The sequence below is a fragment of the Porphyrobacter sp. HT-58-2 genome (genome assembly GCF_002952215.1).
GTDB lineage: Bacteria > Pseudomonadota > Alphaproteobacteria > Sphingomonadales > Sphingomonadaceae > Erythrobacter.
Map to the genome: position 1 here is coordinate 2,618,334 of NZ_CP022600.1, position 12,444 is coordinate 2,630,777.

A 12,444-nucleotide genomic window follows, 5' to 3' on the forward strand; every position below is an offset into this window, starting at 1 on the left:
GTGGGGGTCTAACCGGGGGCAGACGCTGGCAAGGCCACCTCAGGTTCCGGGCAATCCGCCCCGAACCACCCCCTGAAAACGCGAAAGGCCGGCGCGCGCTATGGGGAGAAGCACACGCCGGCGTTCCGGGTTTCCGGGCATCGGTGGGACAGCTGCGGGAACGGGACATTCCAGCAGCGATGACGCCCGCTTGAGGATCAGTCGTCCGAGTCCGCGTCCGGCCCGGTCATCATCTCCCCGGCGACCTCGTCGGTGCGGCTGCGGATTGCAGCTTCCAACCGGTCACAAACTTCAGGATTTTCCTTGAGGTAGGTCTTGGCGTTTTCACGTCCCTGCCCGATGCGGATCGAATCATAGGAGAACCAGCTTCCCGACTTTTCGACCAGCCCGGCTTTGACCCCGAGATCGAGGATCTCGCCGATCTTGGAAATGCCCTCGCCATACATGATGTCGAATTCGACCTGCTTGAACGGCGGGGCGACCTTGTTCTTGACCACCTTCACGCGGGTTGCGTTACCGATGATCTCGTCACGATCCTTGATCTGCCCGGTGCGGCGGATGTCGAGCCGAACCGAGGCATAGAACTTGAGCGCATTGCCGCCGGTGGTGGTTTCCGGGTTGCCGTACATCACCCCGATCTTCATGCGCAGCTGGTTGATGAAAATCACCATGCAGCGCGAGCGGCTGATCGAACCGGTCAGCTTGCGAAGGGACTGGCTCATCAGGCGGGCTTGCAGGCCCACATGCGAATCGCCCATCTCGCCTTCGATCTCCGCACGCGGCACCAGCGCTGCGACCGAATCGACCACCAGCACATCGATCGCGTTCGATCGCACCAGCGTATCGGTGATTTCCAGCGCCTGTTCGCCGGTATCGGGCTGCGAGACGATCAGTTCGTCAATGTCGACGCCAAGCTTCTTGGCATAGACCGGATCAAGCGCGTGTTCGGCGTCCACGAAAGCCGCCGTGCCGCCCATCTTCTGCGCTTCGGCAATGACATGCAGCGCCAGCGTGGTTTTCCCTGAGCTTTCCGGGCCGTAGACTTCAATCACCCGGCCGCGCGGCAGGCCACCGATCCCGAGGGCAATGTCCAGCCCCAGCGAGCCCGTCGAAATGGCTTCGACCTGCATCGCTTCCTTCGAGCCCAGCTTCATTGCCGAACCCTTTCCGAACGCACGGTCAATCTGTGCAAGCGCGGCTTCAAGAGCCTTCTGACGATCCACGGCTTTCCTGTCCTCTTCGACCAATTTCAATTGGGTAGCCATCGCATGCGCTCCTTCGCTTGCCTAGGGGCAACACGGAGTTTTCCGCCGCCCATGGCAGCCATGTATCGCATTTGTTCTCATGGAACAAGTAGGGAACGAAAAATTTCTTCAGGCGGACTAGCGAGGGGTCCCTACCCGCCTGTTGCTTCGCGCAGGCGCCAGTCGATGCTGCGCGTGCCATTAGCGGGGATGATGACTTCGACTGTCTGATAGCCGTTCTTCACGTCGACCTTGGCACCCGGAAAGCGGATGTCGTATCGGCCGGCCCAGCCCAGTTGCAGGCGCAGGGTGACCGGGTGCGGGTTGGCGTTGGTGAGGCTCGCACGCATTGGTGTCCACGCGCCCTTTGCTTTCCCGGGTTCGCCCTCGCCCAAGGTGCCGCAGCGGACGAAGACCTGCGCGCTGGCTCCCAGATCAAGCTCGACATCCTGCCCACGCGCATAATCGCGCAAGGTCGTGCGCGCGGCGAATTGCGGGCCGCGCCCAACTGACCCGGACCTCGGCTCGTAAACTGTCATCGCGCCTTGCGGCATGGCGATGCCGAGGCCTTTCCTGTCTTCGTTCTTGGTCACCAGCAGCAGGCTGGCAGGCAGGGGCTCCTCATCCTGCTGATCGACGCTCGACCAAGGATTGCATCCCGCCTGATAAAGATAGCGCGCCTTGACTGCGTCCTTATCGAGAAAGGCGACCTGCTTCATCCCCTTGGCCGAGACATCGACGCGGCCGGGCACGCGGAACAGCTTCAGATCGCCGAGGTCTTCCTCCTCGGCGGTTATCACGGCTGGTGCCGATTCCATCATGTCGGCCGCCTTCATGCGCGCGCCGGTGACCGTGATCATCTCGGCGGGCGCAGGCGCATAGGCCATCGGCGGGGGCGGCGGTGGCACGGGAAGATAATCCTGCACTTCGGAACCTGCCGCCGTGCTGCCGATCGGATAGCAGTTGAGATAGAGCCCGCGCGCCTCGGGCGGATCGGCCAGACTCTCGTAATCGCTTTCAAGATTGAGCTGCCCGGCGATGACCTGCAGCCGGGCGTTGTCGAAACTCTGCCCGTTGTCGTTGACCAGCGAAAGCCAGCTCATCAATCCCAGCTCGAATTCCCCGCCGCTGCGCTTGTCTGTCATCGTGGCGACGTAGTCGGCCTGCCAGTCGAAGCCCCATGCAAGGTAGGTGAGTGTTACCTCATGGGTGCCGCCTTCGGCTGAACGGGTGTCGACCGAGAACACCGGGCTTGCCGATAGCCCGGCAGGGACGCGGTCGAAGGTCAGGGTTTCGGGCAGTCCGGCGCAGCGCACCGCTTCGAAGCCCTGACTGGTCTGGAGCACCAAGCCGCGATTGGCGCCGGTGCGCACCACTGCGCTTTCGCTAACCCGCTCGCCGGTGGCGGGATTGGTTCGCGTGATCGTCACCCGGTTGCCGAGCGTGCCGTCAACCAGCGCAGCGGGTGAGAGGATCTGTGCGTTGCGGTTTTTCTCGATCGTCCCGCCGGGAAGGCCGGTGACGATCGCCGAAACGCCGATCATGCCTTCGGCCACGCCTTCGAAACGGATGGTCGATTCGCCCTTGGGCAGGGTGACCCGGCGGGTTTCGGAAATCATCGCAAGGCCGCGCGGGTTATCCGCATCGAGGGCCACGTCCGCACTGCGATCAGGATCGCGGTAGATCGTGACAGCAAGATCGACAGGGGGCGAGGCATCCACCACCTCGCGCGCGGCGAGCGGCGTTGCGAGCATAGCCGCACCCGACAGCAAGATTGCGGCGCACCGCATCACTCCAGCCCCTCAGTAGCGGGTTTCGAAGGTCACGCGGATCACCCGCTCTCCTTCGGCGGGGACGGGGATGGTATAGCGCCGCCGGTCGGCATTCATCTGTTCGCCCTTGATGTCCTCGGCAGTGACGCGGAAATCGTCGGCCCACCAGCTGCGATTGAGCCCCGACTGGATGAGCTGCACGTCTACCGGCGCGCTCTTCGCATTGGTGAGGGTGTAGCGCATCGTGGTGCGGTAATAGGTCTTGGGCCGCTCGATGGTGACCTCGCGCGTCTTGCCGCCTTCGACCACGCGGTAACGGGCGCTCTTTTCCCATTCGGTGGCAGTGATGGTCTCGCGCTTCTCGACCTCGGCCTTGATCGTGATGTCGAAGGCCTCGCCCGTCACCAGCGAAAGGTCGCTGCCCATCGGGGTGTGGCCGATGGACTTCTCACCGATGAACTGCGGCGTGCCTTCGCTGTCGCGCTGATAGAAACGCACCGTGCCAGCCGGGAGCGCATCGCCGAGGCCCTGATCGCGCGCGGTCGAGAAGGCGATGCGGCTTTCAACATTCTGCGGTTCGCGGTCATTCTGCTGCCAATAGACTTCGCGCGCATAGATCTTGCGCGCGGCAACGCCCTGCACATCGAGGAAGCTGACCTGCTTCATCTGATTGTCGGCGATCGTCGTGCGCCCGCTGATCGGGTAGAGATAGAAATCGCCGAGCCGCTCCCGGTCAGAAGCCTCGGTTCCGGCGCGGGTCATGCCGCGCTGGCTGTAACTGCCGCGTCCGCCATTATTGGGATTGCCTGCAACCAGCACGGTGTCGGCATTTTGGAAAGTGGTGCCGGTGGAATTTTCGAGCGTCACCCAGCCCTGCATGTCGATGGTGCCGGCGCTTTCATTGTAGAGCGCGACGTAATCCGCGCTCCAGCTCAGACCGCGGGTGAGATAGCGCAGGTTGACCGGACGGGTGCCACCGCGCGCGGAATCGAGATTGACCGACAGCGTCGGCCGGGCGCGCAGGCCCGGCGGCACACGGTCAAAGATGACGCGCACCGGCAGGCCATCGTCGCGCAGCACCTCGATCCGCTCGCCGATCTGGATCACCACGCCGCCCGCGACAGACAGAACCTTGGCGCGTTCGCGGGTTTCAGCGCCGGTCGCAGGGTTGGTGCGCAGCAGGGTGACAGTCTGCCCTACCGCCTTTTCCATCAGCTTTTCAGGCGTGAGCAGATCGTAATCGAAATTCTGTTCGATGATGGTGGTGTTGGCCGCAGCAAAGCTCAGGGTTTCGGGCTGAATACGGGCCGAGACATCGGGAAACTCGACGCGGCTGCGTCCCTGGGCAATGGCGATCTGGCGCACATCCTGCACGAGGGCGAGATCGCTGTTGTAGATCGTCAGCGCAACATCGCCCTGCGCGGATTGGGACGCGCTCGCATCGGAAGCGGGCGCGCTCTGGGCCATTGCGGCTGCCGCCAGTCCCATCGCAGTCAACGCCGCTGTCGATACCCCGCACCCGGTGGCTATTGCGTGCAATCGCATATCGTCCCCTCCACTTGACCTGAAGCAGGATGAACGACCGTACGGCTTTATCCAAGGTGAATAAGGCCGTTTTCACGCCAAAAATGCGACCGCCTACGTCCCCGCGCCCTGCTCGCTGCGGGCCTGTCGCAGCACCGCACCGACCTTGTCGCCGATCGCCGCGACGCTGAAAGGTTTGGCGATGAAGTGCATGTCCGGAATGTCGATGTCCCGGCGCAGCTGTTCCTCGGCATAGCCCGACATGAACAGCACCGGCATGCTCGGTATCTGGGCGCGGATCGCGCGCACCATCGCGGGGCCGTCCATCCCCGGCATCACGACGTCGGACACGACGATATCGAACGCGCCGCCATCGGTTATTGCGGCCAACCCTTCCTCACCGTTGGCACAGGCCGTGACGGTATAGCCTGCCCGGCTCAGCGCCCGCTCGGCCACGGTCCGCACCATGTCCTCGTCCTCAACCAGCAGCACCTTGCCGCCCGCCGACCAGTCCGACGAGACAATCGGTGCAGGTGCGCGCTTCTTGGGAACCTCGCCGCGATGCACCGGGAAATAGACCGTAAAGCGCGCGCCGGTGGGATGGCCGGTCTTGTCGGTGATATTGTCAGCGAAAATGAAACCACCCGACTGCTTGACGATCCCATAGGCCGTTGAAAGGCCAAGCCCCGTGCCCTTGCCCTGTTCCTTGGTGGTGAAGAATGGCTCGAACAGTTTGGGCAACACGTGGGGCGGAATACCGCCTCCGGTGTCCTGCACAATCAGAACGGTATAGTCGGCCGGCGGCAGCACCTCGGAGCCGAGCTGGATCACCTGCTTGGCGTGCAATGTCCGGGTAAAGAGCGAAATCCGTCCCGTTCCGTTACCGCGCGACTGGATCGCATCGCGGGCGTTGACGGCGAGATTCATGATCACCTGCTCCAGCTGCTGCGGATCGGCGCGAACGGGCCCAAGATTGCGGTCGTGCTGGACATAATAGGTGATCTTCTCGCCCAGCAGGCGCTTGATCAGCGGGCTGACCTCGCTCACCACGTCGGGCAGCTGGATGATCTCAGGCCGAAGGGTCTGCTGGCGCGAGAAGGCGAGCAACTGGCGGGTGAGCGATGCTGCCCGGTTCGAGTTGGCGCGGATCTGCTGGATGTCGTCATAGTCGCTGTCGCCGGGAATGTGGCGCAGCAGCATCAGATCGCAGGTGCCGATGATTGCGGTCAGGACATTGTTGAAATCATGCGCGACCCCGCCCGCCAGCTGGCCCACGGCCTGCATCTTGGTCGCCTGTGCGACCTGCCGCCTGAGCTGGTTTTCCTGACTGGTGTCGGCAAGGCTGAGGAGCACCGCAGCCTCGCCCAGCCCGCGCACCCCGGCAAGTCCAAGCGAGACCGGTTCTTCCGGGCTGTTCGCCAGCCGCACTGCGACATCCCCGCTGGTCGAAGGCCCGCGCCCATGGCGACGCACCGCATCAGACAATGCCGCCTTGTCCTCACGCACCACCAGATCGGTAGGGAATGGCGGAAGCCCTCGCCCCTCTCGCCCTACAGAGCGCAGAAAGGCCTCATTGGCGAACAGGAAACGCCCGTCGCGGTCCGTCATGGCGAGACCGAGCGGCAATTGGGCAAGCAGCGCATCGAGTTGGGCCACGCCCGCCTGCGAGGCGCCGTCCCAGCCGCTGCCAATACCCACCCCGCTGTCGATCAGCAGCATCAGCGAGGTCGCCTCGTCCGGCCCGGCAGGCGTCACCCGCGCCTCGGGATCGACGAGCGGCACATCAACCAGCGTTTGCGGCGTGCCACCGCGCCCCTCGCGGGCGAAGAAGATCCGGTCGCGCTCATCGGAGCGCAGGAAGCTGACAAAATCCTGTCCGACCAGCGTCGCACGATCATCGCCCGATGCACGCTCGGCAAAGCCGGCACTGACCGCGCGGATCACGCCATCGGCCGTGGTGATCGCAGTCTCGATCCCGGCACGGCTCAGCATCTTGCCGAAAGGCCCCGTCAGATCGAGCGCACCGAGGCTTTCGCCGCTGGGACGCACGATCGGTCGCAGCCGCCAGATCAGATGATCCTCGCCCCGCCCCGCACGTGAGGCGCTGACCTGCCACTGGCGCTCATCCTCGGCCTCGACCATTTCGAGTGCGTCTGCACCATCGCGCCAGGCATTGCGCGCGAGCAGTGTCACCGCTTCCAGCCCCGCACGCGGCAAGGGCAATGCAGGCGGCGCGGCGCCGACCCCGAAATGTTCGAGATAGAGGCTGTTGGCGCAGACCATCCGGTTGGCACGATCAGTGATGGCAATGGCCTCACCGCTGCGTTCTATCGCGGCGACCGTGACACTCCAGTCGGGCGCAGCGATGCTGTCAGCGGCAGGCGAGTCACGCATCCGGTCGAGCACCACAAACCCGCCCAGCAGGACACTCGCCGCCAGCACAAAGGCGAGGGCCACCAACCAGCTCGACGTGGCAACCCACAGGATCGCCGCGCTCGCCAGCACAGCACCTGCAAGGCCGGCAAGGAGCTGCATCGGCGGCGCATCAGATGCCGCACCACCACCGACGAGCGGCGCGGGGATCGAGGGGCTGCGGGTATCGGGGCCGGGGCGGCGGGACAAGCGGGCAGGCTCCTGTTGCAGTTCAGCGGCACGGGGCAGCGCCGCTTGCGCTTCCTACTGTGTGCCGAGCCGCTGGTCGAGCCGTGCTTCCATCGCCTTCAACCGTCTTGCGCGCTTGCGCGACACCACGGCGCGCCACACCCAGCCGGACAGCAGATAGCCGAGCGAGGGTGCCACAACAGCCAGCACTGCAAAGCCGAAAGCGGTCGCACCGGCCATCTGGAAGAAATCGACGACGGTCGTCCAGGCTCCGGACTTCACCGCGACGTGTTCAACCGTCGTTCCGCCCGCATCGAGCCGCAGCGTGAAGTTGCCGACCTTGTTGGCCACCACCAGCCAGAACGGCAAGGTGAAGGGGTTGGTCACGAAGGTCACCAGCGCAGCCAGCGGCACATTGGCGCGCGAGGGCAACGCCAGAAAGGCGGCAAGGAAGATCTGGCCGACCGGAATGATGAAGGCTGCAAACAGCCCCAGCGCCACGCCGCGGGGAACCGACCGGCGGGTGAAGCGCCACAGCTCCGGCGACATGAAACGGTGCGCGATCGGAGCGAGATACTTGTTGCGCGCCATCTCCTCGCGCGTCGGCGTATGCTTGCGGATCAGGTCCATCGCCCAGGTCTTCGAGCGTCCAGCCATCTTCGCCTTCTTGTCAGGCACGGTCATGCAGCGCCCCCGCAAAAAGCACGAGCGCAGTCACGAAAAAGCGGCAGAATCGCGCAAGAGGCGGTCGGGATCACCATGGTCACGGCCCATATGGGTAGCACCGGGTGACTGACCAGTAGGTGAATCGCGTGCCTGTGATTTTTTTGCGGCAGGCTGTCGTCGTCAGCCGACGGTCATCCCTTTTCGCGCATCAGGCGGGCCTTGTCGCGCTTCCAGTCGCGTTCCTTGATGCTGGCGCGCTTGTCGTGGGTCTGCTTGCCCTTGGCCAGAGCAAGTTCCACCTTCGCCCGGCCTGTGCGGTTGAAATAGATCGACAGCGGCACCAGCGTCATGCCCTTGCGCTCCACCGCGCCGAACAGCTTGTCGATCTCGCGTTCGTGAAGCAGCAATTTGCGGGGGCGGCGCGGTTCGTGGTTCAATCGGTTGCCGTGGGAGTATTCCGGAATGTTGGCATTGATCAGCCACACCTGCCCGTCCTTCACCTCGGCGTAGGATTCTGCGATGCTTGCCTCACCTGCACGCAGCGCCTTCACCTCGGTACCCTGCAAGGCGAGCCCGGCCTCGAAGGTGTCCTCGATCGAATAGTCGAACCGCGCGCGGCGGTTTTCGGCGACGATCTTGAGCTTGTCGAAGGTAACGGGTTTCGGGCGTGCCATAAGGCCGGGCGATGTAGGGGCTGGCGCGCAAAAAAGCGAGGGGCTTTAGCCGGGGATCACCCCCGCGCTCACCAGCGCCTCGTCCACCGCGCGCTTGGCTTCGTCCGAGCATTCCACCAGCGGCAGGCGCACTTCGGGCTCGATCCAGTCATGGACGCGGCTCAAGGCATACTTCACCGGCGCAGGCGAAGCGTCGGAGAACATCGCGTAGTGCAGCGGGAACAGGCGGTCGTTCAGCTGGCGCGCCTTCTTCAGCTCGTTGGCGGCGATGGCTTCGTGGAATTCGGCGCACAGCCTGGGCGCAACGTTGGCGGTCACCGAAATGCAGCCGCGCCCACCCGCTGCCGCGTGGGGCAGCCACAGCTCGTCATTGCCCGACAGCTGGCAGAACTCGCGCCCGATGCCCATGCGGTGATCGGCCACGCGTGAAAGGTCACCCGACGCGTCCTTGATGGCGATGATCCGGTCGGGATATTTGGTCACGAGCTCCACCACCGTATCATCAAGGATATCGGTGACGGTGCGCGCCGGCACGTTGTAGAGCACGATCGGCAGTTCGCAGTTTTCCGCGAGATAGCTGAAGTGGGCGATCAACCCGCGCTGGCTCGGGCGGTTGTAATAGGGCGCGACGCAAAGCCCGGCTGCCGCGCCTGCCTTCTTGGCGAAGTTCATGTGCAACTGGGCATTGCGCGTATCATTCGACCCGCAGCCCGCGATTACCGGCACGCGGCCTGCCGCCTGTTCGATGCAGACCTCGATCACGCGGTGATGCTCGGCGTTGGACAGGGTCGAGGCCTCCCCCGTCGTGCCGCAAGGCACCAGCGCGGCGCTACCGTTTTCGATCTGCCAGTCGACCAGGCGCCGGAATGCCGCCTCGTCGAACGTCCCACCGCGAAAAGGAGTCACCAGAGCGGGTATCGATCCGCTGAACATTGCCTTTGTCCTGCCTTCATCTCTAGATAATGATTGCGGCGGGGTTCCTCCGCCTCTTTCGTTCACCGCCTGATAAGGAGCCGATTGGCACTATGTCCAGCATGGTCCGCAATTCCCTGTTTTCACGACGGATATATGCTGCACTTGGCCTGATCGCTGCGGGACTTGCCCCAGTGCCGCTGGCAGCGCAGGGCTTTGCCGGCTCCGACAATCTGGTGGCGCGCCAGCCGGGCGCGATGGATGCGGCCATCGCCCGGTGGGAGGCGCTGCAGTCCAGCCGTGAACATGGCTTTGCCGATTATGCAGGCTTTGCCCTCGCCTATCCTACATTCCCGCGAACCGATGTTCTGCGCCTGCGCGCCGAAGCAAAACTCGACGGCGAGGCCCCGTCGCAGGCTGACCTGCTGCGCTTTTTCGACGCGCATCCCCCGCTCACCAATCCGGCCCGTGCGCGCTATGCGCTCGCTCTGGCAGGCGTGCAACGCCCCGAAGCCCTGGCAGAGGCGCGCAAGGCATGGCGCGGGGGCGACATGAGCGATCCGGCGGAACTCTATCTGGCAGGGCTTTACGGCGCACAGTTCACGCCCGAGGATCACGCGGCACGGATGGACGCGCTGCTGTGGCAGGGCAAGGCCGATGCCGCGAGCCGCCAGTTGATGAACCTGGCCGAGGCGGATCGTCCGCTGGCGATCGCGCGCCTCGCCCTGCTGCGCGGCGCGCGGCCCGAAGGTGCCGGGCTGGCTGTCCCCGCCGGGGCTGAAGCTGATCCGGGCTATGTCTTCAACCTCGTCAGGTTCCTGCGCTCCGCTGGACAGGGCGGCGAGGCGGCGCGCGTCTTCGTCAGCCGTCCGGTCTTTACCCGCCCTGCGCGCGACGCGGAGGCCTTCGTGGGCGAATTGCTCGCGCTCGCAAAGGCGTCAGGCGCGAACGATGCGGCGCTGATCGCGGGCCGCACCGACGATCTGTTCCCCCCCGGTGCCGATCTTTCGGCCATGAGCTTTACCTTGCGTGATCGCTACACCGATCTGATGTGGCTGGGCGGCACCCGGGCCTTGTGGCACCTCGGCGACGGGATGACTGCGGCGCCGCTGTTCCAGCGCTATGGCGATGCGGCCAAGACCCCGCTGACCAAAGCGAAGGGCTATTACTGGGCAGGCCGGGCCGCGCGTCAGGCGGGCAATAATGACGAGGCAAGCCGCTACTTCGAAATGGCCGCAAGGTGGCCGGATTACTATTATGGCCAGCTTGCCCTGTCGGCGCTGGGTAGGCCCATGCCTGCTTTTGCCGGACTGCCGCAGCCTGCGATTGATGCCGGCGACCGTGCCGATTTCGAGAGCCGCCCGGTGGTCAAGGCGATCCGGGCGCTTGCCCAGAACCGCCGCGACTGGCGCACCGAGCGCCGCTTCTTCGAGGCGCTGGGTGACGAGGCCGACACCCCTGAAGAAATGCTGATGGCAGCCATGCTTGCGCGCGAGACTGGGCTCGACGAGATGGCCGTGGTGCTCGGCATGAAAGCAGGAGAGAACGGGCTTGCAGGGCTTGAACGGATCGGTTTCCCGACGGTCTCCACCCCCTCCTTTGTCAATGACTGGACCATGGTCCACGCCATCAGTCGCCAGGAAAGCGAATTCGACCGCACTCGCGTCAGCCATGCGGGCGCACGGGGCGTAATGCAGCTGATGCCCGGTACTGCGCGCGAACAGGCGGGCAAGCTTGGCATGAACTACCTTTCTGCCGACCTGACCGGGTCGCCGCATTACAACATCCAGCTGGGCGATGCCTATTTCGCGCGGATGATGAGCTATTACGGCGGCGCCTATCCGTTGGCCGTGGGGGCCTATAATGCCGGGCCAGGGCGGGTGAACCAGTGGCTCAAGCTCAACGGCGACCCGCGCCGGGGCGAGATCGACTGGGTGACCTGGGTCGAGAAGATCCCCGCCAATTTCGAGACGCGGTATTACATCATGCGCGTGATCGGCAATGCCGTGACCTATTCGCACATGTATCCTGATGCGGCCGGCCTTCCGCGCCCGGTCGATGCATTCCTGCGCTGAGCCACACCCATGAAACCGCAGGGGCCACCGATTACGCCAGCGGGCATGGCGGCGATGAAGGCGCGCTATGACCATCTGCTCGGCACTGAACGTCCGGCGATTGTCGAGATCGTCAGCTGGGCGGCAGGAAATGGCGACCGCAGCGAGAATGGCGATTACCTCTATGGCCGCAAGAAGATGCGCGAAATCGACCGCGAGCTTGCCCACCTCGTCCGGCGGATGAAGGCAGTGCGGGTGGTCGATCCGGCCGCACAGGTCGACCGTGCCCGCGTGTTCTTCGGTGCGCGGGTGGAGATAGCTGACGAGGACGACAACCGTCAGATCGTCCAGCTGGTGGGCGATGACGAACAGGATGCAGGCGCAGGCCGGATCGGCTGGAATTCACCGCTGGCACGCGCACTGCGAGGCGCGAGCGTCGGGGATGTGCGGGTGGTCAGCCTGCCATCGGGAACGCGCGAGTGGGAAGTCATGGCGATCGCCTATGACTAGGCTTCTGGCCCTGACCCTCCTGCTGCTCGCAACGCCCTTGGCCGCGCGTGAGAGCCTCGGGGTGTATGACAGCTGGGCTGCTTTCAAGGATACGACCCCTTTGCGCTGCTATGCCATTGCCAAGGCGCAGGGCACGCCCCCTGCTCCGGCCTATGCAACTGTCTCCAACTGGCCGGACAAGAAGGTGCGCGGTGCAGTGCATATCGTCCTCTCCCGCGAGGTTGCTGCGAAAGCCAAGGTGCGGCTGGCGGTAGGCGAGAAGCGCTTCGAACTGGTCGCCAAGGGCCGCAATGCCTGGGCCGCCGATACGCGGCAGGACGCGGCGATCGTTGCGGCGATGCGTGCAGGCACCCGAATGACCGTATCCGGCGTTGCGTTCACCGACCGTTACAGCCTTGCAGGCGCCGCCACGGCGATGGATGCCGCCACGGTCGGATGTGCTAAGCGCTGACTCGCCAAACCGCGCAAGTCGCACTATATGGCCGCG

The 12,444-nt window shown here is 64.5% G+C and carries 10 protein-coding genes; 3 read left to right on the plus strand and 7 right to left on the minus strand.

The window, feature by feature from the left end; genetic code table 11:
• Positions 1-197 precede the first annotated feature (197 nt).
• The 7 genes from recA to dapA all read right to left on the minus strand — a co-directional run bounded on the left by recA (position 198) and on the right by dapA (position 9,414).
• Entirely contained in the window at positions 198-1,265 is a 1,068-nt protein-coding gene (gene recA / locus CHX26_RS12330; protein WP_104942623.1) for a recombinase RecA, read from the minus strand.
• 131 nt (positions 1,266-1,396) lie between these two features.
• Entirely contained in the window at positions 1,397-3,034 is a 1,638-nt protein-coding gene (locus CHX26_RS12335) for a DUF4139 domain-containing protein (RefSeq protein WP_146107734.1), read from the minus strand.
• A 12-nt stretch (positions 3,035-3,046) separates the two neighbouring features.
• A complete protein-coding gene (locus CHX26_RS12340) occupies positions 3,047-4,504 on the minus strand; it encodes a DUF4139 domain-containing protein (RefSeq protein WP_104942625.1) in 1,458 nt (485 codons plus the stop codon).
• A gap of 150 nt (positions 4,505-4,654) precedes the next feature.
• Positions 4,655-7,075, minus strand: a complete 2,421-nt coding sequence (locus tag CHX26_RS12345; protein WP_104943419.1) for a hybrid sensor histidine kinase/response regulator — start codon at positions 7,073-7,075, stop codon at positions 4,655-4,657.
• A 141-nt stretch (positions 7,076-7,216) separates the two neighbouring features.
• Positions 7,217-7,771, minus strand: a complete 555-nt coding sequence (locus CHX26_RS12350) for a DUF2062 domain-containing protein (RefSeq protein ID WP_104943420.1) — start codon at positions 7,769-7,771, stop codon at positions 7,217-7,219.
• A gap of 227 nt (positions 7,772-7,998) precedes the next feature.
• Positions 7,999-8,481, minus strand: a complete 483-nt coding sequence (gene smpB, locus CHX26_RS12355) for an SsrA-binding protein SmpB (RefSeq protein ID WP_104942626.1) — start codon at positions 8,479-8,481, stop codon at positions 7,999-8,001.
• Positions 8,482-8,526: 45 nt separating this feature from the next.
• On the minus strand, positions 8,527-9,414 hold the full coding sequence (gene dapA, locus CHX26_RS12360; RefSeq protein WP_104942627.1) for a 4-hydroxy-tetrahydrodipicolinate synthase: 888 nt from the start codon (positions 9,412-9,414) through the stop codon (positions 8,527-8,529).
• 92 nt (positions 9,415-9,506) lie between these two features.
• On the opposite strand from dapA, the gene CHX26_RS12365 reads away from it, so the two are divergent.
• From CHX26_RS12365 to CHX26_RS12375, 3 genes are read left to right on the plus strand one after another with little or no spacing between them, the layout of a single operon-like run.
• Positions 9,507-11,468 carry a lytic transglycosylase domain-containing protein gene (locus CHX26_RS12365; protein ID WP_233997145.1) on the plus strand — a complete coding sequence of 654 codons (1,962 nt, stop codon included), beginning with the start codon at positions 9,507-9,509 and terminating at the stop codon, positions 11,466-11,468.
• Positions 11,469-11,477: 9 nt separating this feature from the next.
• The gene (locus CHX26_RS12370; RefSeq protein WP_104942628.1) at positions 11,478-11,957 is read left to right on the plus strand and encodes a GreA/GreB family elongation factor; all 480 of its coding nucleotides are present in this window, start codon (positions 11,478-11,480) and stop codon (positions 11,955-11,957) included.
• A complete protein-coding gene (locus CHX26_RS12375) occupies positions 11,950-12,408 on the plus strand; it encodes an invasion associated locus B family protein (RefSeq protein WP_104942629.1) in 459 nt (152 codons plus the stop codon). Before CHX26_RS12370 ends, CHX26_RS12375 begins: the two co-directional genes overlap by 8 nt.
• Positions 12,409-12,444: the final 36 nt, after the last annotated feature.